Genomic DNA, 25,990 nt, shown 5'->3' with positions numbered 1-25,990 from the left:
AATATTTACAACCGCCGTACGACCATGTTGGACCAATTGACTGCCCGGAGTGATGGTGCCGCCTTCCGAAGCCGTCGCTGTCACTGCATAGGATTTTAATTTGAACTTTGCTGATACTTCACATGCAGAAGTAATAATACCGGTTGTGTAGAGATTTCCACTGAGTTGTCCATTGCAGCCAAGTATACTCTCAATTTCATATTCGTTGTCAGCAGCAACATTTAAAGTAGCTGTGCCACCAGAAAAGATTATTTGGCTTTTTGGGGTGACATTGCCACCTACTGAAGATATTGCTAAAACTTCATAGCTGAGTTTGGCAGGTTCTTTTGGGAGGTCTTGGTTATCTGAAGCAGAGCCACCACAACCAATAATAAAGCAACTCAGTAGCAATATGAAAAGCTTCTTCAGTAAATTTGTGTACAATCTAAAAATCCTTATCAAAACATTCCACTGGTACATACGACGTATATAAAAACGCGTTTATTCTATCGTGGGGCTCATTTGGCACGGGCAATTAATATAAACAATTAATTTAAATTATACATTTATTTAAAGCGTTTGCCATGGAAATATTCAACCAACCCCCAACAAATCGATATCACGAGCTCAGGAATTTAGCCAAATACCTAATCGCTTACTGCCGCAAAATCTTCTCCAGCGCTTTCACTTTTGCCAATTCATCAATTAGCTTGTCGAGATAGCGGATTTTTTTGCATTAGAGGGCCCACAACCTCTCCTACCCGAACACCACAGACCACGCCGGTGAACAAAGCGGCTTTAAGCTGAAACGCTGGCGCATCGGCAAAAAATTGCTGAAAACTCACTTCGTTGCACAACTGTTTCTCCAACCCAGCGGCGTCATAGCCGGTCTACCAGCAAACAATCTGGTCAACTTCAGCCTGGCTCCGGTTTTTACGCTGCGCTTTCTGTACATAAAGCGAATAGACTTTGGCAAAAGCCATATTGAAAATGCGCTCTGAAGTCATACCAATTCCTTATTTCTGCCACCAGCGGACACAACGCTGTCAGCTGCGCAATAGATTCTCTAATCACTATTTTGCCCGTACTGTAGTCGTTCGACTTCTGCAACGATACGGAACGTCTCTATGCTACTTCGCAGCTACTGCACTTTATTGCTGCTCAGCGTTTTAAGTTTTAACCTTTTCGCCCACGGTAATCAGCCGCATACGCCGGCCATCATCAAAGGCACCGACGCAGCCGCCGCCAAGGTTGTGCCGAGCTTTCACCAGGCGCTGAATAGCGGCGACAAACAACAAGCAAGCGCTGTTAGCTGATGATGTCACTATCTATGAAGGCGGCAGTGTAGAGCGCAGTGCTGATGAATATCAGCAGCATCAACGTTTATTTCGCCATTTCAATTGCCCGCAGCCATACCAAAGGCAACTACAAGGGTAAGGATCGCGATCATCAGAGCATGGAAACTATCGTGCTGCATTTGCAGGCCGGCCAGAGGAAAATCAAGGATATTCATTGCTCGTAACGCCGGCCAGCAATCACCGCCTGCAGCAGCCCCCGAAGACTCTGACGCAGGCTCAGCGAATCTCTTCAACCAGCACCGACAAGACCAACTCCCGCTAAATCCGGTCCAATGACCTGTTGCAGGCTATTGTTTTCTTTTAGGATAAATTTCAGCCAATAGTTGCCAGCTTAGCAGGCTCTATCTAAAAGGAAATCCATGATGAAATCACATTATCTGGCGCTCGCGCTGCTGTTCTGCCCGGCCGTATTTGCCACCACTGCCGCGCCTGAAGTGTTGCCGGAACGCGAACAAGCCCGGCTGATGGATGATCTGCTGCAGCAACGGCTGACACAAATTTTGCCGCCGCTGATGCAGCGCGAAAACATCGATATGTGGCTGCTGATTTCACGGGAATACAATGAAGACCCGGTATTGAAAACCATGTTACCGGCGACCTGGCTGTCAGCGCGCCGCCGTACCATGTTGGTGATAGTCAATCCGGGCACAGGCAAGGCTCCGGAACTGTATGCCGTGGCGCGGTATGACGTCGGTACTGCGTTTAAAAAAGCCTGGGACGTGGAAAAACAGCCGGACCAATGGCAGGCGCTCGCCGACCTTATCCGCAGTAAAAACCCCAAACGCATTGGCATTAACCAGTCAAGTAGTTATGGTCACGCTGATGGTATGGTCGCAACCGAGCTGGATTTGTTGAAAAAAAGCCTCGGCACAGACTTATCCGGCAAGTTAGTCAGTGCCGAAAAACTGGCGGTCGGCTGGCTGGAAACTCGGTTGCCGGGGGAAATCGAGCAATATAAAAACCTGACCGCCATCGGCCACAAGCTGATTGCCCGGGCTTTTTCCAACGAAGTGGTGACACCCGGTAAAACCAGCACTGAAGATGTGGTCTGGTGGCTGCGTCAGGAAAGCACCCGGCTTGGCCTGCCGGTCTGGTTTCACCCAACAGTCTCTATCCAGCGGCCCAGCTCGGGCAAGTTTGACCAAATCAAAGCTTTCAGTGCTGCCAAAGCCGACAACATCATTCAACCCGGCGACCTACTACACGTCGATTTTGGCCTGACTTATCTGCGGTTAAATTCTGACCAGCAACAACATGCCTATGTGCTGCGGCCGGGTGAAACCGATGCGCCTGACTATCTAAAACAAGCGCTGAAACACGGCAATCAGGCGCAGGACATCCTGACTGGCAACTTTCAAACCGGCCTCAGCGGCAACGCGCTGCTGGCAAAAAGTCTGCAAGACGCCAAAGCAAAAGGCCTGAAAGCGACTATTTACAGCCATCCGATTGGTCATCATGGTCATGCCGCCGGCCCGACTATCGGGATGTGGGACAACCAGCATGGCACACCGGGCAGCGGCGATTATCCGCTTTACCCTAACACGGCATACTCGATTGAGCTGAATGTCGCGGTCGATATTCCGGCCTGGGGCAACGAAATTCGCATTATGCTGGAAGAGGACGGTTATTTTGACGGTCAGCAGTTCCACTATCTCAATGGCCGCCAACAGCAACTACATTTGATCCGCAGCAAATAACGACAATATCCGGTCAATTGCGCCGAATCCCCGGTATTTTCGATTGGAACCAGTCGAAAATACCGGTTTGTAGGTTAGAGTTTTATCAAAGCCCGATTTGGTGGGAACAACATTGATACGACACTTTTTGTTTGCGATGAGTGTTCTCACTGGCACTGCCGCTTTGGCTGCGCCGCTGCGGATGGTGTTGCTGGAAAATCACATGCCGCTCAGTGACGACAAAAGGATTAATGTCGAAACCCGCATCCTGCCCAAGCTTCAACAAATTGCCCTGCCCGACCTGCAAATAGAACCCAAGCTGCTCAGCAATGCCCGCGCCTGGGAGCTGCTGCGGCAAAACAGCAATTATTGTGCGCTGAATAAAGTCCACACGCCGGAGCGCGAGCAGTTTTTGTATTTCGCCAAACTGCCAACCAGTGTCTACCCGCCGCTACAACTGCTCAGTACCCGGCCATTCTCTGATCAGCCGATAAACCTGACAGCATTGCTGAAACAACGCCCGGAGCTAAAAATCGGTGTAGCAGCGGGCCGCAGTTACAACGCGGAAATTGACGCCTTAATTAAACAGTATCCACAGCAGTTTTTTGTTCGCAGTGGCGACGACGCCGCCGAAAACCTGGCACTGATGCTCGGCAAACAGCGACTGGATGCGGTGATTGAATTCGCCGCAATAGTGCGGGCCAGCTTAAAAAAACAAGGCATCAGCCAACCAGTGTTCGGCCAAACGCTGCAGGGTGTGTCATTGTCGCGTGGCTATATCGTCTGCAACAAAAGCCCGCTGGGTTTGCAACTCATTCGCCTGCTCGACCAGAAAATGCAGGACCGGCAGTATCAGGCCGACTTAGTCCGTTATCACCGCGAGTTTTTTGGCGAAGCTGACTATGCGCTGATCCATGCCGATCTGATGCGGTACTTTCCGCAACAATAAAGCCATCGAAACTTTCATTTGATTTCTTTCCACGCTGTGGTTAGCATCCTGCAGAACCATTCACAAATATTTCGCTTTATTTTAAAAGCTTTGCTTTAACAAGCGCGCAGGAGTGTTTTCATGATGCAGAAATTACTGGCCGGACCGGCCCTGTTATTTTTATCTTTACTGCAAGCGGGCTGTGGCAGCAGCGGCGGCAATGTTACTGCTCCAGTCACCGCGCCGGTACAGCAAACCCCGTCGCAACCGCAAACACCACAATTGACCATCAAGGTACCCACGGCTGCCAATAGTTGGGTGGAAGGCAATCCGAAAGAAACCGAAAGCATCATTCAGACAGATGGCATCCGCAACTGGCGCCGCAGTTCGGATACGATTGTCACTTACCTGCGCCTTGGCAAAACTGGCGAGCTGGAACTGGCGTTAAATGCCAAAGTGTTGTCCGGCACTTCGGCGCTGGAAGTCAGCCTTGGCGGCGTCAGCAAAAAAGTTGAACTGAGCAACACGGTTTTGCAGCAGGTATACGTCGGCAAATTTAATGTCATCAAGCCTGGTTATCAGAAGATCGTGCTGCGTGGCATCAGTGCCAGTGCCGAGGTGTTTGCCGATATTGACGACCTTCTGATTGGCGGCAGTGCGGTCGGCAGCGACAGCTATTTTATTAAAGATGAGTTCTACTGGGGCCGGCGCGGACCTTCGGTACACCTGAATTACCCAAGCCCGACCGACGCTGCAGTGGAATACTTTTATTCGGAACTGACAGTGCCGGCCGGCCAGGATGTGATCGGCTCTTATTACATGGCCAATGGTTTTGGTCAGGGTTATTTTGGTATTCAGGTCAATTCCGCCAGCGAACGCCGCGTGTTGTTTTCGGTCTGGAGCCCTTATGAAACAGACGACCCGAGTAAAATCCCGCCGGAAGACCGTGTACAGCTGCTGCGCAAAGGCCCTGAAGTGCAGATCGGTGAATTTGGCAATGAAGGCTCCGGTGGTCAGAGTTATCTGGTCTATCCGTGGCGTGCCGATAATACCTACAAATTTCTGCTCAAAGCCAAACCTGGCGACAATAACAGCACTGACTACAGCGCCTGGTTTTATGCACCTGAGCAGGCCAGCTGGCGCCTCATTGCCAGTTTCCGCCGGCCCAAGACCCAAACCTGGTTAACCCATCATCATGCTTTTCTGGAAAACTTTATACCGGAAGCCGGCCAGTTCAGCCGCGAAGCGCAATATGGCAACGGCTGGGTCAGAACTGCCACCGGCGAATGGTTGCCGCTACTACAAGCCAGTTTCAGCTATGACGATACCGCCAAACGGCAATCACGCTGGGACTATCAGGGCGGTATGAAAAATGGTCGGTTTTACCTGAAAAATGGTGGTTTTTTCGATGAATTCACCACTTATGCCAGCAAATTCAGCCGCGAAGCCACCGCTGCACCAGCGCTGGATTTAACGCAATTACCGTGATTTATTCCTACCAGCATCCACTTAAGGAATAAATTATCAACACCCTCTGGCCGCTGCGACGCCAACGCGATATAACTGTAATGCACCTATCGCCACTTCGTTGGAGCCGCAGATGTCAAAAGCCAACTTACCCCGTCGCCAGCTCGCTAAAAACTTACTCGGTCTGGCGGCAACGGGGACTTTATTCAGCCTTGCCGCACCGACCGCGCTGGCGGCGCCGCAACGCCCGGTAATCAAACCGCGGCCATTGCAACCCGGTGACACTGTCGGACTGGTCAGCCCTTCTGCGGCAACAGCGGACGCGCTGGATTTTCAGCTGGTACAGCAGGCGATGCAGGCATTAGGATTTAAGGTCAAAAATGGCAACTTTATTGCCAACCGGCGGGGTCACCTGGCTGGCACTGATGCAGAGCGCGCGGCGGATCTGAATACAATGTTTGCCGACCGCGAAGTGAAAGCAGTGATTTGTCTGCGAGGCGGCTCCGGTGCTGCACGTATTCTGCCGTTACTGGACTATGCAATGATTGCGGCGAACCCAAAGGCGCTGCTGGGTTACTCTGATATCACGGCGCTGCATTGTGCGCTGCAGGCAAAAACCGGTCTGATTAGTTTTCACGGCCCGAATGGTGCCGATGGCTGGCCGGCTTTTAATGTGCAGCAATTTCAGCAGCTGTTTTTTGCCAAAACTTTGCCGCTTTACCAAAACCAGGCGGAAATCAAAGACGAACTGGTGCCTCGCAACAGCCAGACACTGACGATCCGTAGTGGCGTTGCTGAAGGCCGGCTGGTCGGCGGCAATCTGACGGTGCTGACTGCTTTATCCGGCACGCCTTATTTTCCGGATTGCCGCGACAAAATCCTGTTTATCGAGGATATTGCCGAAGCACCATACCGTATTGACCGTATGCTCAGCACCCTGGCGCTAAACGGCACACTGCAGCACATCAAAGGCCTCGTTTTTGGCGAATGTACAGACTGTGAACCGGAACATGGCTACGGCAACCTGACGCTGGACCAAATTCTGCAAGACTATGTCTTGCCACTGAAGATCCCGGCCTATCGCGGCGCCATGATTGGTCATCTGAAACGTCAGTTCATTTTACCCGTTGGCGCTACAGTAAGGCTTGATGCGGGGGCCGGCACCCTGCAACTGCTTGAGCCGGTATTTGCCGGCTAATTCTGCGACATCAATCGGTCAGCCCCATCTGTTGCAAACCATACCGTTCAATTTTTTTCAGTAAGCCCTGGCGCGACAAACCGAGCTGGCGCGCCGCCTGACTGCGGTTGCCCTGATGGGTGGTCAGTGCTTCACTTAATAAACGAATTTCCAGCTGACGTACCTGCTCTTCCAGTGAACTGCCGGGCGGTAACTGCACATCCACAAAAACGGACTCCACCGCATCCAGATGCAGCAGCTGAATATCGGCCAGCTGCACCACGCCATGACGGGCAATAGCAACCACACTTTCCAGCGTATTGCGTAGTTCCCGCACATTGCCCGGCCAGGGCCTTTGCAAAAACCACTGCAGCGCCGGCGCGGCTAATTGGACATTTTGTGACGACTTTGCAGCGATTTGCTGCAAAAAATGCTGAATGAGCAGCGGAATGTCTTCGCGCCTCTCGTCCAGCGCCGGTGTTTCCAGCGTGATGCCTTTGATGCGGTAATACAAGTCTTCGCGAAAACGGCCTTGTTTCACCAGTTCAGGCAACTGCGCATTGGTCGCTGAAACCAGCCGGATATCGATTTTTTTCTGCTCACGGCCACCGACCGGATAAAAAGTGCCTTCCTGCAACACACGCAGCAGCTTCACTTGCATTGGTAGCGGCATCTCGCCAATTTCATCGAGAAACAGCGTGCCGCCGTCGGCCATACTGAGCAGGCCCTGCCGGTCTTTGTCGGCACCGGTAAAAGCACCGCGTACATAACCAAACAGTTCACTTTCCAGCAATTCAGCCGGAATAGCGCCGCAATGCACCGAGACAAAAGGCCCGGCGGCGCGCAAACTAAGCTGATGCAGTGCTCTGGATACCACTTCTTTGCCGGTACCGGACGGGCCTGTCACCAGTACCCGCACATCAGTAGGCGCAATACGCTCAATCAGCGTGCGGATATTGCGCAGCGCCGGCGAAACTCCGACCAGCTGCTGCACCCCTTGTTGCGCCTCAGCACCGCGTTTGAAGCTGTTGAGTTCCTGTTCCAACAGATGTTTACTGACCGCCCGCTTCACCACGACGGCCAGTAAATCCGGATCTATTGGTTTAGCGAGGAAATCCCATGCGCCAAGGCTAATTGCCTGCAGCGCCAGTTCCCGTTCGGCGTGACCGGTCAGAATGATCACCGGCTGGCCCGCCAGCTCGGGCAGCGCCTGCAAGGTGGCCTGCGGGTCAAAAGCTGGCGGCAAAGACAGGTCGAGCAGGATTAAATCCACTGGTTGTTGTGCCAGCACTGTTTTGGCCTGTGCCAGATCGGCCGCCAGCAGCACCTGATGGCCCTGCTGCTGCAAAAAACGTTCGGCCAGCAGGCGAAACGCCGGTTCGTCGTCGACCAGCAAGATGCGGGCAGTGCGGAAATTATCTAACGAAAAAGCAGCGCTCATCAGCGTATCTCTCCGGAAATCGCAGGCAAATGTACCACGAAGCAGACCGGCCAGACCGGGTCGCTCTGATGTTGAATACGGCCCTGATGGGCCTCAATAATACGGGCAACGATGGCAAGACCCAGGCCACTACCACCGGCCCTTTTACTGACAAAAGGCCGGAACAGCTGACCGTCCAGCAGCGATGCGTCGAGTGCCGGACCATTGTTCAGCACCCGGATCTGCACGTCACCGCCCACAGGGTTAGCTTCTACGCGCAGACATGCGCCGGGCTGATTGCGTAAAAACGCAAAGGCGTTGTCAAACAGGTTCTGCAACACTTGCTGAATGCGGTATGGGTCGGCCTGCAACTGTAAACCGGCCGGCATCTCCAGCTCCGTGCGCACCCCATCCGGCGCCTGCTGTAGCAAAGACTGCACCAGCGGCTGCAGCTCAAATACAACCGGTTGCAGCTGCAGCCGGCCGGCATACACCAGCATGTCGGCGATGAGCCGGTCCGCCCGTTTCAGCTGAGTCTGAATATGACCACGCAGTTCAGCATCGACCGCGGCAGATGCCATCGAAATGATATTCAGCGGGTTACGCAATTCATGCGCCATCGCGGCGGCCAAAGCGCCGAGTTCGACCAGATGTTGCTGCGCCAGCTGCTGTTTTTCGGCCTCCGCCAGCGCTAAGGCCGACTGCAGACGGGCGCAGCTGCTGACCAGCAAGGAGCCAAACACTTCGGCCGTCAGTTTTAAGGTCGGCGTCAGACCTTGTTCACCTTCAATAGAAAATTGCCAGCTGTTAGCTGCTGCTTCACTACTTTTCACTGCAATAACCTGCAATTTCAGCGACGACGATTCAGTGCTCTGTGCCAGCAGTTCAGTGCCCTGCCACAGCCCAATCTGTACCGGTTGTTTTAGCGGCTGACGAATGAGCACTGCCGCCTGCTCGGCGAGCTGCTGCCAGTCGGCGGCAAGAGCCAGCTGTTGCTGCCAGCGACTGACCATGGCTTCACTCAGCTGCACGCCAGGGAAAATCAGCCGCTCGGCTAACCGGCTGGCCGGCCGGTAGGCCGCAGCGGCGAATAATAGCAACAGACTGGAATAGAGCCAGAGCTGCCAACCCGGTACTTCAGCCAAAGCCGGCATGCCAAACTGGCCAAATAACGAACTGATCAGCGCCATCAACAACAACAGCAATAAGCCCATCACCAGATAGACCAGCGCCCGGCTGGCAAAGGCATTGACCGCCAGCAACTGATAACGGACCACGCTGTACACCAGCAACACCAGATACAGCGGCAATACCAGCATTGGCCAGGGATACCAGTTAAGGCCAAGCGACGGAAAGACAAAGCTGGTCGCCAGTAACAAGCCAATGCCGGCGGTCATTGAAATGGCCACTACTGAATGACGTTTATTGCCCTGATAAGCATGGCGGCCACGCCACAGCACCCAGTGCGCCAGCATACCGAGCAGCACGGTGTACCCCAGATTAAACCAGCCAAAACCATCAAACAGGAAAAACACCGGCATGCCATACAAGGCCTGCACCCGCGCCGACGGTTGTGACCAACTCAGCAGCACCACCAGCACTGAACCCAGCAACACCCAGGCCTGATACTGGCGTAACCATTCAATCCAGCGCAGCTGCGGCTGTTGTGGCTGTGTCGTGACATAACGCAGCGCAAATTGCAGAAAAAACGCCGGCATTAGCGGATTGGCCAAAATCAACACTTTACCGGGCAACAACAAGTCATGTTGCAGCGCCAGATGGCCACCGCACCAGGCCGCCATCATGGCGCAAAAACCAGCCAGCGGTTTTAACACCGGTTGAAAACGTGCGTGCCACCAGAGCCATAGCCCTGTCCACAAAGCACTGAGGCTGGTCAGCCCCAGCATGGTTTCAAATAACAGCGCTAAATCCATCAGGTCTCCCCGCATTTCAGACACCATGTGTCAACGGTGTTGACGATTTATTGTGGGCATAGCGTAAACCAGCTTGTCAGCCTGCTCAAGCAGCTTGGCATTTATTGATACAGATCAATGTTTTGCTAAATTGCGCTGGCATGGCCCAACAATCGCATTGAACTGGCATCGATGTTGATTTTTAGGTCCTTAGTGGCAGGAGTAGATGCATGCTGTGGTCAGTCTTTCTCACTGAATTGGCTTTTCTGGTTGGTATCGTCGCCGTACTGGCGCCGTTATGGTTCTGGGCCGAACGCGGCCGGGGAGCAGCATGATGGAACTGGATTCCGCGCTTCTGTCCCGGCTGCAGTTTGCTTTTACTGTCAGCTTTCACATTATTTTCCCATCTATCACTATCGGCCTCGCGACGCTGATTGCCATCTGGGAAGGTCTGTGGCTGAAAACCCGCAACCCGCTGTACCTGCAACTGGCCAAATTCTGGATCAAACCTTTTGCCATTACTTTTGGCATGGGCGTGGTATCCGGCATTGTGTTGTCGTACGAATTTGGCACTAACTTCTCGAAGTTTTCTGAGCTGACCGGCGCTGTACTCGGGCCTTTGATGGCTTACGAAGTACTGACGGCGTTTTTCCTCGAAGCCGGTTTCCTCGGTGTGATGTTGTTTGGCTGGCAACGCGTCAGCGCACGGCTGCATTTCTTCGCCACTTGCACTGTCGCCGTGGGCACCTGGATCTCAGCGTTCTGGATCATCGCCGCCAACAGCTGGATGCAGACCCCGGCTGGTCACGCCATCGTCGACGGTAAGTTTGTCGTCGAAAGCTGGCTGGAAGTGATTTTTAACCCCTCGATGCCTTACCGGCTGGTGCATATGCTGCTTGCGACTATGCTGACTGCCGGCCTGGTGGTACTCGCTACTTCGGCCTGGTATTTACGTCGTAAGGAACATATCGCTTTTGCGCGGAAGGGCCTGTCGTTTTCGTTGTGGTGGTTGTTAATTTTTGCACCTCTACAGGCTTTTGTCGGTGATCTGCATGGTCTGAACGTGAAAGAACATCAACCGGTGAAGCTGGCAGCAATGGAAGGCATTTGGCCGGCGCGCGAGCAAAATGTGCCGCTGTTGTTGTTTGCCATTCCGGACCCGGTGCAAGAGAAAAACCATTTTGAGGTCGCCATTCCGGGCATGGCCAGTTTGATCCTGACCCACGACTGGCATGGTGAACTGACCGGTCTGCAATCGGTGCCAAAAGCCGACAGACCCAATGTGCCGCTGGTGTTTTTCTCGTTTCGCGTCATGGTTGGCCTCGGTGTCCTGATGATAATGCTGGCACTTTGGGGCCTGTGGCTGCGCCGGCGTGACGCGCTGTACCAACAACCGCTGTTTTTATGGCTGTGCAGTCTGATGGCGCCCACCGGGGTGATTTCAGTGCTGGCCGGCTGGTATGTGGTCGAAGTCGGCCGTCAGCCCTGGATTGTCTATGGACTGGTCCGCACCAGTGAAGTGGTGTCGCCGCTGCCGGCAGAGCGGGTCGCCTTGTCGCTGACCTTATTTGTGCTGACATACAGCCTGCTGTTTGGCGTCTATCTGTATTTTTTCCGCAAGCTGATTAAAAAAGGCCCACCACCACTAGAGGATTTACAACATCATCTGATTGGCGTCGAAGCCTCAGGATATGCGCTGGCCCTGACCAAAACTCTGCAAGGCAATGACACTCAGACCGAAGGAGCCAAATAATGGATTTACCCCTGTTTTATTTCCTGCTGCTGGGCTTTGCCATCCTGATGTATGTATTGCTGGATGGCTTTGATTTGGGCATCGGTATTTTATACCCCTGGTTTCGCGACGAAGCCGACAAAGACCAGCTGATGCGGTCTATCTCCCACGTCTGGGACGGCAACGAAACCTGGCTGGTGTTTGGCGGCGTGATTCTGTTCGGCGCTTTTCCGGCGGCTTACGCTGGCCTGACTTCGGCCTTGTATGCACCCATTATGCTGATGTTGATTGGGCTGATTTTTCGCGGCGTCGCTTTTGAATACCGTTTTAAATCAACTACATCCAAACGCTGGTGGAACCGTGCTTTTGCCATAGGGTCGACCGTCGCGGCCTTTTGTCAGGGCCTGATGCTTGGCGTATTGATTGGCGGGACACCGCTGGTATCGGCGTCGCCGCTGGATTTACTAACGCCATTTACCTTGTTTACTGGTTTTGCCCTGCTGGCCGGTTATGCCCTGCTCGGCTGCACTTATCTGGTGATGAAATGCCGGGACGGCAGGCAACAACGTGCGGCGCGCTATGGCCGGCGTTTAGTCTGGGTTTTGATGGGCGCTATGCTGGTGGTCAGTATTGCCACGGCCATGGGTAGCGACGAGATTTGGCAGCGCTGGTTTGGTGGCTGGCACTTCCTCTGGTTATGGCCACTGCCGTTATTGTCTGTGCTGGCTGCACGCTTGCTCTACCGCGATTTGGGCCGGGTGCAACGTCAGTTAAAAGCCGGTGCCATCCCGCATAGCCGCCACGAGGACCGGCCTTTCTGGCTAGCTGTTAGTCTGTTTGCGCTGGGCTTTGCTGGCCTGTTGGTTAGTCTGTTTCCGGCAATTGTGCCTGGCAAACTGAGTTATGTTGAGGCTGCAGCACCGCAAGCCAGTTTGCAGTTTATGCTGCCGGGCGTGTTGATTTTTGTCCCGTTGATCCTGGCCTATACCTGCTGGGGTTACCGTATCTTCGCCGGCAAGGTCGAAGACTTTAGCGAGGGCTATTAAGATGGAAAACAAAACCCGGACAGCTGAAATTTTTTCTCTTACCACTGCCATTCGTCGCAAATGGCAGCGGTTACAACGCCCGGGCAATCACTGGTTTTTCTTGTTGTATCTGGGAGGACTGGCAGCGATCTTTGCGATCGCCAGCTTATTGAAATTTGGCACAAAATTGCTGTAACCACGAGGTTTTCAAACAAGATCTAGCCAGAAAAACTGCAGCAAATTTTGACTTGGATCAGAGTTTTTAAGCACAGCCTGATTGACTTTTTCGCTCAGGCTGTGCGTTTTTTTTCATTGCCTTTTTAAAACGGCCGCTGCTATAGTCAATTCGTGGTTCTGCTGTTGAACCTGTCAGAGATTTGATTCTATGCGTCTGCTGAAACTGTTTTTAGTCATCCTCTACATGAGCGTCCAGCTGTCGGGTGAAACCCGCTCTGCCTCTCAGGCATGGGTTGATAATACAGAAGCACAGTTCAGCCACAGTCAGGTACTGCTCAGTCAGCAAACGCTGAAAGTTACTGACGCAGAAACGCCAAAAGACCCCGAAACAAAACACCCGGTGCTGTTACAGAGCACATCAGTTGTTACTGCTTATTTCCCGGATGTTATTGCTCACACCTTTAATGGCTTGCCGCCACGCCAGCAGAATCAGCTGCTCGCTGCGCCGCGCGCACCACCTGCCATCGCCTAATCTGTTGTCCCGCTGTGAAAACAGCATTGCATTCTATTTTTCCCAGATTAGATCGGGCCTGCTCTGACAGGCTCCTGTGAGGCATATATGAGAAAGTTAAACGTTTATACCGTTGATCACATTGACCATTTGATCCAACCCACTGAATTTGCTGATACCACGTTAAAATCGCCTGCATTGCAGATTTTTAACGATTTCCGCCACAGCGCTCCCGCCATCCTGGATGCGGAAACCAATGCGTTAGAAGCGCTGGATATGATGACGCATGAACACTGCAGCTTTAAGCTGGTGGTGGATGCACATAAAGAAATGATTGGCCTGATTAGTACTGAGCAGCTGTCATCGCAGAACATCATGCAGCATGTCAGCAAAGACTTAAAAGCCAGCGAGCTGCAAGTGGTTGACCTGATGCGTCACCGCGACAATCTGATCGCCCTGTCCTACCAGCAAATTCAGTACTGCACTGTTGGTGATGTGTTGAACACACTGCAGCACAATGGCGAATCCTTTTGTGTGGTGATTGATTTGGAAAACCACCAAATCCGCGGTGTGATTAGTGCCCGTGATATCGCCAGCCGTCTGCATTTACCGCCGCTCGAAATTGAACGGCAACCGACCTTCCTGAATATCTTCGACCGGTTGTACGCATAAAGCGTCGGGTTACACAAATCAGGTTGGGACCGGCTGTTGGGGCCGGACTGGTTGGGACAAAAAGGCGGCTTAGGCCGCCTTTATTGTTTTTGCTTAGAAAGCAGTTACCAGCGCTCAGTAATCGTCCTGCATCCGATTCATCAGACTGGTCAGATAAGCAATGCCATTTTCCGCGGATAGGGCATTAATTGGTGCCTGCCCCATGGTGTAAGCATTTGCGTTGGTCAGCCACTGCGCAAACAACGCGTCAGAGCCAAAATAGGCCAGTCCTTGCTGATAAAACTGTTCTGCTTCCACCGGATCAATCGCATGTGAACGAATCATCCGATATGCATTTTCCGAGATTGTTGCCATAGCATCCCTCCTGCGGTGTTTGCCTGAACCTTTTTACTATAGCCAAGGCTGCTAATTCGCCAAGCGCGTCACCACAAATCGCTGTAGGGCCCGCCACGTCAGCTTTACAGGCGCTGCATTCGTATGCAGCACAGCTTGGCAGCCAGATGTCCTATATTGCTGACAATATTCAGTTTTATTGGAGTTCGCCGGTATGCGTCTGTCGTTGTTGGTGCTTTGTACCTTCTGGAGTTTTTTTTCACTGGCATTGCCACAGGTCAGCCAGGGCAGCCTGCAACGACTGGAAAATTTCCCGTCAAAACTGGTGCCGCCCCGGCATATCGATATCTGGCTGCCGGTTGGTTTTAACCCGACGCACAAATACGCCGTGTTATACATGCATGACGGCCAAATGCTGTATGACGCCAATAGCACCTGGAACAAACAGGAATGGCGGGTGGATGAAACGGCACAGGCGCTAATCAGCAGCGGCAAAGTGCGGCCTTTTATTGTGGTGGGTGTGCATAACGCCGATTTGAACCGCCATGCTGAATACTTTCCGCAACAGCCTTTTTTAAGTCTGCCAGCAACCACTCAGCAGAGCCTTTATCAGCTGGACCGGCAACCAGGTCAGAAACTATTTCAGCGTGAAGTTTATTCCGATGCGTACCTGAAGTTTCTGGTGACAGAATTAAAACCCTACATCGACAGCCATTTCCCGGTGCTGACCGACCCCGCCAATACTTTTGTGCTGGGTTCCAGCATGGGTGGTTTAATCTCGATGTATGCCATCAGTGAATACCCGCAAGTGTTTGGCGGCGCAGCATGTTTATCCACGCACTGGCCGGGGATCTTCCCGGACAAAGACAATCCGGTGCCTGCTGCATTTTTTCGCTACATGCAACAGCACTTACCCAAAACCGGCCAGCATAAACTGTATTTTGACTATGGCGACCAGACGCTGGATGCCTTGTACCCGCCATTACAACGTCAGGCAGACCAAGTGATGCAACAGCTGAAGTATCCGCCGGCATTATGGCAAAGCCGCTTTTTCCCGGGCGAGGATCACTCCGAGCAAGCCTGGGCGAAACGCCTCGACCTACCGCTGCAGTTTTTACTGACGCCAAAACCCTGATCGAAGTAAGCGCTGCGACGTAACTGTTGTCAGATAAGCGGTGGAGACAGCAGATGCATGTAGTGATTTTGGGCGGAAATAGTGGCATTGGCGCGGCGTTAACTACTCACTATTTGAGTTGCGGGGCTATGGTGTCAGTGTTTAGCCGCACCGCAATGCCAGTAGAGCAAGCCGGTCAGCCGGCTTGGTCACCTCAACAACGTGCAGATCACCGTCAATATCTGTATCAGCCGGAACAGCTGGAACAAAGTTCTGCGCCGCTGCAGGACGCGCTGGCCACTGTGTTCGCTCAGCCGGTTGATCTGGTGTTTTGTTGCCTCGGTCTGCTGCATCAGGCAGAGCTACAACCGGAAAAAAGCCTGCGGCAACTCAGCGCTGACAACTTACGCCAGGCCTTTGAAGTCAATACGATTTTGCCGTCGTTGTGGCTGCAGGCCCTCTGGCCATGGCTGACCAAATCACCCCAAGTCAAATTATGTTGGTTGTCGGCGAAAGTCGGCAGTATTGGCGACAATCAGGCTGGTGGCTGGCATAGTTATCGTGCCAGCAAGGCAGCGCTGAATATGCTGGTCCGCGGCGCAGCAATAGAACTGAAACGTCAGCTGCCGCAAGCGACCCTGGTTGCGTTGCATCCGGGTACTACAGACACTGCGATGTCAAAACCCTTCCAGCGCAATTTGCCAGCTGGCCAGTTACAAAGCCCTGCGGCGACTGCACGGCGGCTGGCCGCAACGGTGGCAGATTTAACGCCGGCACAAAATGGAGCCTTGCTGCATTGGGATGGTACTGTGCTGCCGTATTAACCCGAGGGTGCTACGAATCAACCAGTAAACAGAAGCTTCTGGGGTCCAGCTGCGGAAATTCGCTACAAACGCTGATATGCCGCAGCGGCGGCTTCAGCACAATACCTTTTTTAAATAACGCCTGTTGCAGTTGCAGCTGCCAGCCCGGCAATGCCTTGAGCAACAGCTCGCGCCTGTCAGCTGGTGCCTGCACATAAACCAATAAACTTTGTGGAAAATGTTCAAACTGCAGCTGATACGCGAGGCCCAAGCCGCCCTGTTGTTGCCAATCAGGCCATAACTTTTGCAGCACCTCACGCAGTTTTTGCTCCTGCTGCTGGCAACGCGCCGACAGTTTGCGGCTCAGCCAGTCTGGGCCGGGTTTGACGCTGGCCATCAGCAGTACTGCCCGGCAACCCAGCCCGAGCTCCAGGCCCACTGGAAGTTATAACCGCCGAGCCAGCCGGTGACATCCATCACTTCTCCGACAAAATACAGGCCCGGCTGTTTTTTTGCTTCCATGGTTTTGGACGACAACTCGTTAGTATCAACGCCGCCCAAGGTCACTTCGGCGGTGCGATAACCTTCAGTGCCATTGGGTTTAAATACATAGTGATGCAGCGCCTGACTGATATGGCTGATGGTTTTATGTTGCAGCGCTTTCAGTGGCTGATTATTTATTACTTTGATTTCTATCAGCTTTTCTACCAGCCGTTTCGGCAATACTTTACCTAATGCCGTCTTCAGCTCCTGCTCCGGGTGTTTTTGCTGTTGTTCACGTAAAAACTCGGCGACATCCAGTTGAGGTAGTAAGTTGATCAACAAATCATCGCCGGGCTGCCAGAATGACGAGATTTGCAAAATAGCCGGGCCACTGAGACCACGGTGGGTAAACAGCATATCCTCCGGGAACACCACATCATTGGCTTCAGCGGTGACCGGCAGTGCTACGCCACTGATTTCTTCAAAAACCGCTTTGTCGGCTGGCTGCCAGGTCAGCGGTACTAATGCAGCCCGCACCGGTAAGACGTTCAGGCCAAACTGTTCCGCCAGCTGATAACCCAAAGCAGTAGCACCTAAATTTGGCAGACTGAGGCCGCCGCAGGCTACCACCAGGCTCTGGCAACTGCGTGTCAGTTCCGGCGTCACCACCTGATACAGGCCATCTGCATGAGTGACGCTGCTGATTTGTTGCTGCAACGCAATCTGCACGCCGGCTTTGCGGCACTCACTGCTCAGCAGTTCAACAATATCTTTGGCGCTGTCATCGCAAAACAGCTGGCCTAAGGTTTTTTCGTGATAGGGGATTTGGTACTGCTGTACCAGGCTGATGAAATCCCATTGCGTGTAGCGGCTTAACGCCGACTTGCAGAAATGCGGGTTTTGCGACAGGTAGTTCTGATGACTGGCATAGATGTTGGTAAAATTACAACGCCCACCACCAGACATCAGAATTTTCCGGCCGATTTTTTTGCCGTTATCCAGCACCAGCACGCGCCGGCCACGTTTACCGGCTTCAATCGCACAAAATAAACCGGCGGCGCCTGCGCCAATCACAATGACATCCCACTGCTGCATCTGGAATTTACACCTCTGAGTTTCAGCTCAGGCCATACCCCAAGCAATGGCAGGCCGAAAACCGGCTATTGTCCGGCGGATCTGGCAGAAAGGCAAATATCAGCCCGCTTTAACAGCCCTGAATGACAAATAGTGCGAAAAAATTCGTATTTTTTATATCTTTTAAATCTAACTTATCTCTTATAGTAATAAATTCATACCTGTAACTATTTGTAATAATTCGTAGCAATAATGCCTGCTCCAGCATGATCTTTCTACGCAACATGCACCATTTCAGTGCAGTCTGATTTTTGAACAGTCCCGCTTATATAACCAAATGTTAATTTAGTTATCTTTACAGCATTAAAGCATTGATGAAATATTGCGTTACCCGCACCAGAGCGCTGAACTCCAATGGCAGCAGCAAAAATAACAGCGGGTACTGTCCAGGCAATTACAACAACTCATTATTGAGAAATTACAATGCAACAATTCAAATTACATAAAATCGCCCTTGGAACCCTTACAGCATTGATGCTGACCCCAGTCGCCGCGCAGGAAGTAACCCTGGCGGATACAAAGCAGGCTACAGAAGCCAACACCCAGTTTATTCTGACCTACAAACAAAGCGGCAACGCTGCCGGCGACATGCTGTCTGATGCGGATGTCAGCACACAAAACTTCGTCGACGAACAAATCAACGTGCAACAGCATGTCGAAGAAACGCTGTCAGTGTTGGCAGGTTCTGAGCTGGATTATGTCCGCGCCAGTGCAGTCAATGGCCGTCATATCGTGCGGGCAGAACGTCGCCTCAGCGAAAAAGAAAAAGCTGACATGATCAAGGCGTTGAAAAACGATCCAAATGTCGGCGAGATTGAAGAAGACCGGCTGTTACAAATCGCCGCGACGCCAAACGACACGCAATACAATAACCAATGGCATTATTATGAAAATACCGGTGGTCTGCGCGCACCGGCCGCCTGGGACCAGGCTGATGGTACCGGCGTTGTGGTTGCAGTACTGGATACCGGTTACCGCCCACACGCCGATCTGAATGCCAACATTCTGCCTGGCTACGACATGATTGCTGATTCATTCATCGGCAACGACGGCAATGGTCGCGACAACGACGCCAAAGATCCGGGTGACTGGGTCGCAGTCGGCGCTTGTGGCGGCGGTCAACCAACCCAGGCACAGGATTCCAGCTGGCATGGCACTCATGTAGCCGGCACTATCGCTGCTGTCACTAATAATAACAGCGGCGTTGCCGGTGTGGCTTACAAAGCCAAAGTGGTGCCAGTACGGGTATTAGGTAAATGTGGCGGTTACACCTCTGATATCGCAGACGGCATTATCTGGGCATCGGGCGGCACCGTGTCCGGCGTGCCGGCCAACGCCAACCCGGCGAAAGTCATCAATATGAGCTTAGGTGGCTCCGGTGCCTGTGATTCTACCACTCAGGCGGCAATCAACTCTGCCCGTTCACGTGGCACTGTGGTGGTGATCGCTGCAGGTAATGACAACAGTAACGCCAATAACTTTAACCCGGGTAACTGTGCCGGCGTCGTGAACGTGGCATCGACTAACCGCAATGGCGGACGCGCTTATTACTCCAACTACGGCACTTCAGTTGACGTTGCTGCACCTGGTGGCGCACAGAACTCAGCCAATGACTCCAACGGTGTGTTGTCGACCCACAACAGTGGTACCACAACACCGGGCTCAGACATCTACACCTATATGCAAGGCACCTCAATGGCAGCCCCGCATGTGGCAGGTGTTGCAGCGCTGATCATGCAGAAAAAACCAACGGCAACGCCGGATGAAGTGGAATCTATCCTGAAAACCACCACCCGCGCCTTCCCGGCAACTTGCAGCAACTGCGGTACCGGTATCGTTGATGCCGCTGCGGCAGTCACCAAGGCTGCAGGTGGCAGCAGTGGTGGTACTACGCCGGTGACCTCAACCACATCGAATATTTCAGTGGCAAAAAGTAGCTGGAAATATTACACCCTGACGGTTCCTGCCGGTCGCACCAACCTGACCATCAGCACAGCCGGTGGTACCGGTGATGCCGATTTATATGTGCGTTTAGGCTCAAACCCAACTCTGAGCAGCTACAGCTGCCGGCCATATAAAACCGGAAATACAGAAAGTTGTAGTTTCACTAACCCGACAGCTGGCACTTACCACATCGGTATTTACGGCTATGCCGCAGTGACTGGCCTGACACTGAGCACCAGCCATCAGTAACAGACTGATATAGAACTAAAAAAGCCGCTGCTGCGGCTTTTTTTATCAGCTTTGCACCCTCTGATCATCCGTGAAAACCAGCGACGGCAGCCATCTGTTGCTGATAACCACTGCTGAATGCCTGCCAGTCTGCTGCCGTGAAAAAGAAAGCAGCACGCAGCCCCAGTTCTTTCTGCAGACTTCTGTGCAGCCGGGCCACCGGCTCCGGCCACCAATGTGTGCCTTCGCATCTGGCGCACTTATCAAAATCAATCAGCCAGAACTGCCCCTTGGCATCCAGCAGAATGTTGTGACAGTTTAAATCGGAGTGGTAAACCCCGGCCTGATGCAACTGTGCTACCAAAGTGCCGAGCTGTTGCCACTGCACCTGCGTCAGTGCCTGCTGCTGCAGATAATGAAACAAGTCCTGACTATGAGGGATCCGTTCAAGCAGTATGTCAGCACTATAGCCAACACCACGCCGCTGATAACGTGCCGCCACCGGTGCCGGCACCGGCAGTCCGGCATGACGCATCCAGAGCAATAAACTGAATTCAGCCAGCGCGCGGCTGCGGGCGACAGGTTCAGCGGCAAACCAGTCCTTGTTCAGGTTGCCAATCAGCCCGCCGCGATAATAATGCCGCAGCACCCAGTCGGTCTCAACGCCAGCCACGCGGACAAAATACACGGTATTACGCCCGCTGGAATAACCGGTCACCGCCTGCTGCGCCTGCCACCAGGCCGGGTCAAACAAAGGCGCATCCTGCAGTTCAGGCGCCAGCGATGGCGCGCACCAGCGCAATTCACCCGGCAGCACCACCGGCATAGCAAGCGTCTGTTGACTGATGCTGTTGAGAATGCGCGCTGTGGCACCGCCTTGTTGCTCGTACAGCGCTAGTCCTGCCGCAGCCAGGCGCTGTCGCTCCGCCGGTTCGCTCAGCAGTGTTTGTACCTGCTCAGCCAGGGTTGTCGCATCCGACACCCAGCTTACCGCAGCATGCTGCTCAAGTAATTGATAAGCATGAGCAAAATTAAACACATGCGGCCCAGATAGCAGCGGTTTCGCCAGACACATGGCTTCGAGTGGATTATGGCCGCCACGCGGGATTAATGAACCACCGATAAACACCAAATCAGCCGCCTGATACCACAACATCAGCTCGCCCATGCTATCACCCAGCAGTACTGCGGTGTCGGCCGTTACGGCCTGATCCCGGCTGCGCCTGACAAACTTCAGATCTTCGGCTTCTATCAGCCGCGCCACGCTGTCAAAGCGATCCGGATGACGGGGCACCAATATCAGCAATATATCTGGCTGCTGTTGTCGCAGTATCTGTAGCGCTGAAAGAATGAATTCATCTTCACCGGCATGAGTGCTGCCGGCCACCAGTACCGGGCGCGGCCCCCATTCAGCACGCAGCGCCAACGCGCGCAACGCTAAATCCGGCGCTATGCGCATATCATATTTCAGATTTCCGGCGCGCACGGCCAGCGGTGAGGCGTTATTTAGGCCAGCCAGCGTATTAAAACGCCGGACTGTGGCCTCATCCTGCGCCAGAATGCCTGCAAGTTGTTGCAACATCGGTTTGACCAGCCAGGCAAAACGCCGATAACCGCGGGCTGAACGCCGTGACAACCGCGCATTGACCAATAACACCGGCACCTGATGCGCTGTAGCGGTATGCAGCAAGTTAGGCCAGAGTTCGGTTTCGAGCAGTAAAACAAGCTGCGGCGCCAGCTTGTGCAGCAAGCGGCGGTTGGCACCCGGCGTATCAAAGGGTAAATAACAGTGATAAACCCGGCCCGCGTCAATCTGGGCAGCAAAATGCTGGCGGATCCGGGCAGAGCCGGTGGGCGTGGTGCAGGTAATCGTCATCGGCAGCGCCGGATAATCGCGCAGCAAAGCTTCAATCAGCGGAATCGCCGCAACCACTTCCCCCATCGACACCGCATGCACCACCAAACCACCTTGTTGGGCCGGCGCAACAGGCTGCAGCGCAAAACGTTCGGCAAAACGCTGACGGTAAGCAGCGTCGGCCCGACTACGCCAGACAAACAGCAGCAACAGCAGTGGCCGCAGCAAATAAATCAGCAGGCTGTAACCCAATAAAGCCAGTCGGGACAAAAGGTCAGACAAGTGCAACTTCCGTTCAGTCACAAGGCAAAGTCCAGATCATACTGGCTGCGTGCCGGCTTTGCCAGCCGGATGCCGCCACGGTGTCACAGGAGGTATCTCTCTTGGCGGATAACAGATGCATTTATTAATGCGAACCATTTGTGTTAGCATATATAAAGTTAAGTAATGATGAGTTAAATTTATGTCCATCACTGCACTGCGTTATTCCAGACTGGCTCATGCTATCGGCTTATTGTGCCTGGCGCTGCCGGCTCAGGCCGCCGAAACCACTGCCGAGCAAATTTCGGTGATTGAAAAAGCCGCCGCGAAGAAAAAAACCATGCCGGCGCTGGAAGTCATCACTATCACCGGTAACAGCACAGACGCGCATTATGTCGAAACCGGCACAGTGAATCTGGTTGATTTGACCAGGATTGAACAAATTCAGCCGCTGTCGACTGAAGATGTGTTACGCCGCATCCCCGGCATCAATATCAAAACCGAAGACGAAACCGCGGTGGTAGCCAATTTTGGTATCCGTGGTTTATCCGCCAGCGAGTCAAAATCTTTGTTGCTGGAAGACGGTGTGCCGGTGGCGCCAGGCCTGTTTATCGGTAATGAACGTTATTTCAACCCACGGATCCAGCGCGTGGCGTCGGTCGAAGTATTAAAAGGCTCGGCCTCTTTACGCTACGGCCCGTCCACTATCGGCGGCGTCGTCAACTATCAGACCAAAACGCCGGATGACGGCGTGGAACTGTCAGGCCGGGTCGGCTCTTTTAATAGCCGCGAGCTGAACATTGAAGCCGGCAACACCAATGCGTCAGGGGATGCCTTTGCCGGTATCGTCGCCAGTCATGCCAAAAGCGACGGCTTTATGGGCAAAGGCTATGACATGACCGACGTCATGGCCAAAGCCGGTGTGCAGCTGGCCAACAATCAAAAAGTCGGCATTAAAGTCTCCCGCCATGAAAACGACGCTAACATCTCTTACCGCGGTCTGCTGCTCGGCGAATACAACGCCGGCGAAAGCAGAAATCCGGCGCCGGACGATTATCTGCTGGTCGACCGCACTGCGTTTGACCTGAACCACGAGTGGCAAATTAATAACAGCATGACACTGAATACAGTGGCGTACTGGAGCGATATGGCTCGCGATTACTGGCGTTATGGCGTCAACACTGCAGCATCAAACGCGGCGGGCCGTTGGGTCTACACCAATAACCTCAATGGCAACAACCGCGCCTTTGAACGGGTTGGTATTGAATCCCGCCTGCGCCTCGAGCATCAAATCGCTGACTACAGCAGTACTTCAGAATTTGGCCTGCGCCTGATGAGCGAAGAATCGGACGACCAGCGTATCGCCGCGACCCGCGCGTCGGACCGCACTGGCACTCTGGCGGCTCATTTAAAAGATTCAGCAGACAGCGTGGCCGCTTATGCACAAAGCCGCATCCAGCTCAGCGAGAACCTAGCGGTTACACCGGGTGTGCGCATCGAATCTTATGAGCAGACCCGGCTGAATCTGACGCAGAACAACAGTGAAGCCAGCACCCGCAATACCGAAGTATTACCAGGCCTGGGTTTCACTTTTGATCAAGGCGAACATCAGTGGTACGGCGGCCTGTACCGGGCTTTTTCACCGGCGGCCAACAACGTAGCGCTGGATGGGCTGAAAGATCAGCAGCTGGATGGTGAGCGCTCCGTCAACTATGAGATGGGGCTGCGCGGCACTGCTGATGCGATGCGTTATGACGTTGCGCTGTTCCTGATGGATTTCAGCAATCAGGTGGTAACCGGGAACAGTGATCCGAATCTGTCCCGTTCCAATGCCGGTGAAACCCGTCATTATGGGATGGAATTCAGCTTCGGCTATCAACTCGCAGCCAACCTGGCGCTGGATTCGAACCTGACCTGGGTACCAGAGTCTGAATTCAAAACCGGCACTACCGCTGGCAACCGCATTCCTTATGCACCAAAAGTTATCGCCAACCTGGGCCTGACTTATGATTTAGCCGACTGGAATCTGGCGCTGAACCTGCACCACCGTGGCGAACAATTTGGCGACCCAACCAATCTGGTGGCGATCCCAACGAATGCCGCAGCCGGGATTTGGGGCGGTTTATTACCGTCTTATACGGTGCTGGACCTGATGACCCAATATAAGGTGAATACACAGTTAGAAGTCTTTGCTGCAGCGAAAAACCTGACTGATAAACGTTATATCACTGGTTTACGTGAAGGGATTTATGTTGGCCCTGAGCGCTCATTTGAATTAGGCGCGCGTTATCGCTACTGACGATCAGACGCCAGACTATGAAGCCCGTCCGCGACGGGCTTTATTTTTTTGCGGCTGAACAAAAACATCCATCCGGCGGGTCTTTACGTACAGATCAGCAAGATCCGGAGAGAACGAAGATGACGAATCCCCGTTTGGCATGTTGTGGTGTTATTCAATTATCAATGCAGGCCGCCCTGCTGTTGCTGACGTTATTGCCGGGTGTCAGCCGGGCCACCACAGTAGCAGGCTCCGCAGAGCTGGCTGCGACCCGTCAGTCTGACAGCATAGTGCTGGGTGCCGGTTGCTTCTGGGGCGCTGAAAAACGTTATGCCGCTATTCCGGGCGTGCTGAACGCTGTATCCGGTTATGCCGACGGCAATGGCGTGGAACCCACTTACCGCGCCATTACCGCTACAGCGCGGCGGCACGACCCGAATAACCATGCCGAAGTGGTCAAGGTCAGTTTTGACCCGGCGAAAGTGTCGCTGCGCCACATCCTGCAAGTCTATTTTGAAAACCACGACCCGACGCAGCTCAACCGTCAGGGCAATGATATCGGCACTCAATACCGCTCAATCATCTTGGTACAAAATGCCAGTCAGCAGGCGCTGGCCGAAACGGTCAAAGCGCAATATCAGCAGTTGCTGAGTGCGGCAGGGTACGGCGCAATCACCACACAGATTAAGCTGCTTCGCGAGTTTTTCCCGGCTGAGGATTATCACCAGGATTATTTAGTAAAAAACCCGGATGGTTATTGTCCGGACCACAGTACTGGTGTGCGCTTTGCACCGACAGCGGTCACAGCGACAGACAACAGCGCGTTAGTAAAAGGCAAGCAGCTGTTAGTACTGGAGGCTGAAGGTTATTGCCCCTATTGCGAAAAATTCCGCAAGGACGTGTTAGAACAGTATCGCGGCACCATCCCGGTCACCACCCGCACCAGCGCTCAGCTACAGGGCTTGACGCTTAAAACCCCGACTTTTGCCACCCCGACTTTGTATTTCCTGCAAGACGGCAAAGAAGTGTTTGGTCACCAGGGTTATTTAACACCAAAAGAGTTCTATCAGGCGCTTGGTGCTTTTCAGCTGGGTGATTCAGAGGCCTTTAATGTGGCATTTGATAAGGGCACCGACAGCCGGTTTTGCAAACAATATGAAATTTTCAAAAACACACCGGACGGCGTGTTTATCGACAAACTGAGCGGCTTGCCGTTGTTTGACACCCGCGACCGCTTTGATTCCGGTACTGGCTGGTTGTCGTTCACCAAACCTGTAGCCGGCAGTGTGGTGGAATTACCGGATAACAGCTATGGCATGCAAAGGGTGGAAATTCGCGCCAAAGTCAGCGGTATTCATTTAGGTCACGTTTTTCCGGACGGCCCTGGCGGCCAACCCCGTTATTGTATCAACGCCACAGTGTTGGATTTTGTTGCAAGGCAACAAAAAGCAGTCGCCAACGGTACCCACTGACTTTGCCGAAGTTCTAAACGCTGACTAGACTGCGGTGACGTAGCTAAATT

At 53.2% G+C, this 25,990-nt stretch carries 24 protein-coding genes and 1 pseudogene; 16 read left to right on the top strand and 9 right to left on the bottom strand.

Features of this window, described 5'->3' with window-relative positions; all coding sequences use genetic code 11:
* The 3 genes and pseudogenes from Q399_RS22100 to Q399_RS22335 form a co-directional block, all read right to left on the bottom strand.
* Positions 1 to 423 (bottom strand): InlB B-repeat-containing protein (locus Q399_RS22100; RefSeq protein WP_211253284.1); only part of this gene is annotated, 423 nt, incomplete at its 3' end.
* 211 nt (positions 424 to 634) lie between these two features.
* Complete coding sequence (locus Q399_RS22520; protein WP_422784846.1) at positions 635 to 685, bottom strand: hypothetical protein; 51 nt, start codon at positions 683 to 685, stop codon at positions 635 to 637.
* A pseudogene (locus tag Q399_RS22335) lies at positions 681 to 962 on the bottom strand (DUF2200 family protein). The gene Q399_RS22520 and the pseudogene Q399_RS22335 overlap by 5 nt, the downstream one beginning before the upstream one ends.
* A gap of 144 nt (positions 963 to 1,106) precedes the next feature.
* Between Q399_RS22335 and Q399_RS22330 the strand changes: the two are divergent.
* From Q399_RS22330 to Q399_RS0110055, 6 genes are all read left to right on the top strand, one after another.
* Positions 1,107 to 1,295, top strand: coding sequence for a hypothetical protein (locus Q399_RS22330; protein ID WP_051685896.1), 189 nt, complete (start codon positions 1,107 to 1,109; stop codon positions 1,293 to 1,295).
* 44 nt (positions 1,296 to 1,339) lie between these two features.
* Positions 1,340 to 1,501, top strand: coding sequence for a hypothetical protein (locus Q399_RS22325; protein WP_245612872.1), 162 nt, complete (start codon positions 1,340 to 1,342; stop codon positions 1,499 to 1,501).
* Positions 1,502 to 1,696: 195 nt separating this feature from the next.
* On the top strand, positions 1,697 to 3,034 hold the full coding sequence (locus Q399_RS0110070) for a M24 family metallopeptidase (protein ID WP_031568231.1): 1,338 nt from the start codon (positions 1,697 to 1,699) through the stop codon (positions 3,032 to 3,034).
* Positions 3,035 to 3,170: 136 nt separating this feature from the next.
* Positions 3,171 to 3,962 carry a hypothetical protein gene (locus tag Q399_RS0110065; protein ID WP_031568230.1) on the top strand — a complete coding sequence of 264 codons (792 nt, stop codon included), beginning with the start codon at positions 3,171 to 3,173 and terminating at the stop codon, positions 3,960 to 3,962.
* 120 nt (positions 3,963 to 4,082) lie between these two features.
* Positions 4,083 to 5,429, top strand: coding sequence for a DUF3472 domain-containing protein (locus Q399_RS0110060; RefSeq protein ID WP_051685895.1), 1,347 nt, complete (start codon positions 4,083 to 4,085; stop codon positions 5,427 to 5,429).
* 112 nt (positions 5,430 to 5,541) lie between these two features.
* Positions 5,542 to 6,606, top strand: coding sequence for a S66 peptidase family protein (locus Q399_RS0110055; RefSeq protein WP_031568228.1), 1,065 nt, complete (start codon positions 5,542 to 5,544; stop codon positions 6,604 to 6,606).
* A gap of 10 nt (positions 6,607 to 6,616) precedes the next feature.
* On the opposite strand, the gene Q399_RS0110050 is transcribed toward Q399_RS0110055, so the two are convergent.
* Positions 6,617 to 8,026, bottom strand: a complete 1,410-nt coding sequence (locus Q399_RS0110050) for a sigma-54-dependent transcriptional regulator (protein ID WP_031568227.1) — start codon at positions 8,024 to 8,026, stop codon at positions 6,617 to 6,619.
* The gene (locus tag Q399_RS0110045; protein ID WP_031568226.1) at positions 8,026 to 9,939 is read right to left on the bottom strand and encodes a sensor histidine kinase; all 1,914 of its coding nucleotides are present in this window, start codon (positions 9,937 to 9,939) and stop codon (positions 8,026 to 8,028) included. The genes Q399_RS0110050 and Q399_RS0110045 overlap by 1 nt, the downstream gene beginning before the upstream one ends.
* Positions 9,940 to 10,249: 310 nt before the next feature.
* Between Q399_RS0110045 and Q399_RS0110035 the strand changes: the two genes are divergently transcribed.
* The 5 genes from Q399_RS0110035 to Q399_RS0110015 all read left to right on the top strand — a co-directional run bounded on the left by Q399_RS0110035 (position 10,250) and on the right by Q399_RS0110015 (position 14,035).
* Positions 10,250 to 11,671: a cytochrome ubiquinol oxidase subunit I gene (locus Q399_RS0110035; RefSeq protein ID WP_245612871.1), complete on the top strand. Its 1,422-nt coding sequence runs from the start codon at positions 10,250 to 10,252 to the stop codon at positions 11,669 to 11,671.
* Positions 11,671 to 12,696, top strand: a complete 1,026-nt coding sequence (gene cydB, locus Q399_RS0110030; RefSeq protein WP_031568224.1) for a cytochrome d ubiquinol oxidase subunit II — start codon at positions 11,671 to 11,673, stop codon at positions 12,694 to 12,696. The genes Q399_RS0110035 and cydB overlap by 1 nt, the downstream gene beginning before the upstream one ends.
* 1 nt (position 12,697) lies before the next feature.
* Complete coding sequence (locus Q399_RS22095) at positions 12,698 to 12,871, top strand: hypothetical protein (protein WP_157836270.1); 174 nt, start codon at positions 12,698 to 12,700, stop codon at positions 12,869 to 12,871.
* 189 nt (positions 12,872 to 13,060) lie between these two features.
* Positions 13,061 to 13,384, top strand: coding sequence for a hypothetical protein (locus Q399_RS0110020; protein ID WP_031568223.1), 324 nt, complete (start codon positions 13,061 to 13,063; stop codon positions 13,382 to 13,384).
* Between the two features lie 87 nt (positions 13,385 to 13,471).
* Complete coding sequence (locus Q399_RS0110015; RefSeq protein WP_031568222.1) at positions 13,472 to 14,035, top strand: CBS domain-containing protein; 564 nt, start codon at positions 13,472 to 13,474, stop codon at positions 14,033 to 14,035.
* A 114-nt stretch (positions 14,036 to 14,149) separates the two neighbouring features.
* Here the strand turns inward: Q399_RS0110015 and Q399_RS0110010 are convergent, their stop codons facing one another.
* On the bottom strand, positions 14,150 to 14,389 hold the full coding sequence (locus Q399_RS0110010) for an antitoxin Xre/MbcA/ParS toxin-binding domain-containing protein (protein ID WP_031568221.1): 240 nt from the start codon (positions 14,387 to 14,389) through the stop codon (positions 14,150 to 14,152).
* A 193-nt stretch (positions 14,390 to 14,582) separates the two neighbouring features.
* On the opposite strand from Q399_RS0110010, the gene Q399_RS0110005 reads away from it, so the two are divergent.
* Together Q399_RS0110005 and Q399_RS0110000 are read left to right on the top strand one after the other, a co-directional pair.
* A complete protein-coding gene (locus Q399_RS0110005) occupies positions 14,583 to 15,503 on the top strand; it encodes an alpha/beta hydrolase (RefSeq protein WP_031568220.1) in 921 nt (306 codons plus the stop codon).
* A 53-nt stretch (positions 15,504 to 15,556) separates the two neighbouring features.
* The gene (locus Q399_RS0110000) at positions 15,557 to 16,306 is read left to right on the top strand and encodes an SDR family NAD(P)-dependent oxidoreductase (protein ID WP_031568219.1); all 750 of its coding nucleotides are present in this window, start codon (positions 15,557 to 15,559) and stop codon (positions 16,304 to 16,306) included.
* 10 nt (positions 16,307 to 16,316) lie between these two features.
* Here the strand turns inward: Q399_RS0110000 and Q399_RS0109995 are convergent, their stop codons facing one another.
* A complete protein-coding gene (locus tag Q399_RS0109995; RefSeq protein WP_031568218.1) occupies positions 16,317 to 16,682 on the bottom strand; it encodes a hypothetical protein in 366 nt (121 codons plus the stop codon).
* Positions 16,682 to 17,863, bottom strand: coding sequence for a BaiN/RdsA family NAD(P)/FAD-dependent oxidoreductase (locus Q399_RS0109990; RefSeq protein ID WP_031568217.1), 1,182 nt, complete (start codon positions 17,861 to 17,863; stop codon positions 16,682 to 16,684). The genes Q399_RS0109995 and Q399_RS0109990 overlap by 1 nt, the downstream gene beginning before the upstream one ends.
* A gap of 462 nt (positions 17,864 to 18,325) precedes the next feature.
* Between Q399_RS0109990 and Q399_RS0109980 the strand changes: the two genes are divergently transcribed.
* The gene (locus Q399_RS0109980) at positions 18,326 to 20,095 is read left to right on the top strand and encodes a S8 family peptidase (protein WP_031568216.1); all 1,770 of its coding nucleotides are present in this window, start codon (positions 18,326 to 18,328) and stop codon (positions 20,093 to 20,095) included.
* Positions 20,096 to 20,159: 64 nt separating this feature from the next.
* On the opposite strand, the gene waaA is transcribed toward Q399_RS0109980, so the two are convergent.
* Positions 20,160 to 22,211 carry a lipid IV(A) 3-deoxy-D-manno-octulosonic acid transferase gene (gene waaA / locus Q399_RS0109975; protein WP_245612870.1) on the bottom strand — a complete coding sequence of 684 codons (2,052 nt, stop codon included), beginning with the start codon at positions 22,209 to 22,211 and terminating at the stop codon, positions 20,160 to 20,162.
* 181 nt (positions 22,212 to 22,392) lie between these two features.
* Between waaA and Q399_RS0109970 the strand changes: the two genes are divergently transcribed.
* Positions 22,393 to 24,489 carry a TonB-dependent receptor family protein gene (locus tag Q399_RS0109970; protein ID WP_031568213.1) on the top strand — a complete coding sequence of 699 codons (2,097 nt, stop codon included), beginning with the start codon at positions 22,393 to 22,395 and terminating at the stop codon, positions 24,487 to 24,489.
* A 119-nt stretch (positions 24,490 to 24,608) separates the two neighbouring features.
* On the top strand, positions 24,609 to 25,940 hold the full coding sequence (gene msrA, locus Q399_RS0109965) for a peptide-methionine (S)-S-oxide reductase MsrA (RefSeq protein ID WP_245612869.1): 1,332 nt from the start codon (positions 24,609 to 24,611) through the stop codon (positions 25,938 to 25,940).
* The last annotated feature ends 50 nt before the right edge of the window (positions 25,941 to 25,990 follow it).

Origin of the sequence: Rheinheimera texasensis DSM 17496, from assembly GCF_000711985.1 — a bacterium.
In the GTDB taxonomy this organism is placed as follows: Bacteria; Pseudomonadota; Gammaproteobacteria; order Enterobacterales; family Alteromonadaceae; genus Pararheinheimera; species Pararheinheimera texasensis.
Note: the sequence above shows the minus strand (reverse complement) of the source record. Positions and strands in the feature narration are given on the sequence as shown.

What these genes read in the sequence shown, in the direction of transcription:
- Q399_RS22330 (WP_051685896.1), top strand. Translation starts at nt 1,107, where the DNA reads ATGCTACTTCGCAGCTACTGCACTTTATTGCTGCTCAGCGTTTTAAGT.
- Q399_RS22325 (WP_245612872.1), top strand. Translation starts at nt 1,340, where the DNA reads ATGAATATCAGCAGCATCAACGTTTATTTCGCCATTTCAATTGCCCGC.
- Q399_RS0110070 (WP_031568231.1), top strand. Translation starts at nt 1,697, where the DNA reads ATGATGAAATCACATTATCTGGCGCTCGCGCTGCTGTTCTGCCCGGCC.
- Q399_RS0110065 (WP_031568230.1), top strand. Translation starts at nt 3,171, where the DNA reads ATGAGTGTTCTCACTGGCACTGCCGCTTTGGCTGCGCCGCTGCGGATG.
- Q399_RS0110060 (WP_051685895.1), top strand. Translation starts at nt 4,083, where the DNA reads ATGATGCAGAAATTACTGGCCGGACCGGCCCTGTTATTTTTATCTTTA.
- Q399_RS0110055 (WP_031568228.1), top strand. Translation starts at nt 5,542, where the DNA reads ATGTCAAAAGCCAACTTACCCCGTCGCCAGCTCGCTAAAAACTTACTC.
- Q399_RS0110050 (WP_031568227.1), bottom strand. Translation starts at nt 8,026, where the DNA reads ATGAGCGCTGCTTTTTCGTTAGATAATTTCCGCACTGCCCGCATCTTG.
- Q399_RS0110045 (WP_031568226.1), bottom strand. Translation starts at nt 9,939, where the DNA reads ATGGATTTAGCGCTGTTATTTGAAACCATGCTGGGGCTGACCAGCCTC.
- Q399_RS0110035 (WP_245612871.1), top strand. Translation starts at nt 10,250, where the DNA reads ATGATGGAACTGGATTCCGCGCTTCTGTCCCGGCTGCAGTTTGCTTTT.
- cydB (WP_031568224.1), top strand. Translation starts at nt 11,671, where the DNA reads ATGGATTTACCCCTGTTTTATTTCCTGCTGCTGGGCTTTGCCATCCTG.
- Q399_RS22095 (WP_157836270.1), top strand. Translation starts at nt 12,698, where the DNA reads ATGGAAAACAAAACCCGGACAGCTGAAATTTTTTCTCTTACCACTGCC.
- Q399_RS0110020 (WP_031568223.1), top strand. Translation starts at nt 13,061, where the DNA reads ATGCGTCTGCTGAAACTGTTTTTAGTCATCCTCTACATGAGCGTCCAG.
- Q399_RS0110015 (WP_031568222.1), top strand. Translation starts at nt 13,472, where the DNA reads ATGAGAAAGTTAAACGTTTATACCGTTGATCACATTGACCATTTGATC.
- Q399_RS0110010 (WP_031568221.1), bottom strand. Translation starts at nt 14,389, where the DNA reads ATGGCAACAATCTCGGAAAATGCATATCGGATGATTCGTTCACATGCG.
- Q399_RS0110005 (WP_031568220.1), top strand. Translation starts at nt 14,583, where the DNA reads ATGCGTCTGTCGTTGTTGGTGCTTTGTACCTTCTGGAGTTTTTTTTCA.
- Q399_RS0110000 (WP_031568219.1), top strand. Translation starts at nt 15,557, where the DNA reads ATGCATGTAGTGATTTTGGGCGGAAATAGTGGCATTGGCGCGGCGTTA.
- Q399_RS0109995 (WP_031568218.1), bottom strand. Translation starts at nt 16,682, where the DNA reads ATGGCCAGCGTCAAACCCGGCCCAGACTGGCTGAGCCGCAAACTGTCG.
- Q399_RS0109990 (WP_031568217.1), bottom strand. Translation starts at nt 17,863, where the DNA reads ATGCAGCAGTGGGATGTCATTGTGATTGGCGCAGGCGCCGCCGGTTTA.
- Q399_RS0109980 (WP_031568216.1), top strand. Translation starts at nt 18,326, where the DNA reads ATGCAACAATTCAAATTACATAAAATCGCCCTTGGAACCCTTACAGCA.
- Q399_RS0109970 (WP_031568213.1), top strand. Translation starts at nt 22,393, where the DNA reads ATGTCCATCACTGCACTGCGTTATTCCAGACTGGCTCATGCTATCGGC.
- msrA (WP_245612869.1), top strand. Translation starts at nt 24,609, where the DNA reads ATGACGAATCCCCGTTTGGCATGTTGTGGTGTTATTCAATTATCAATG.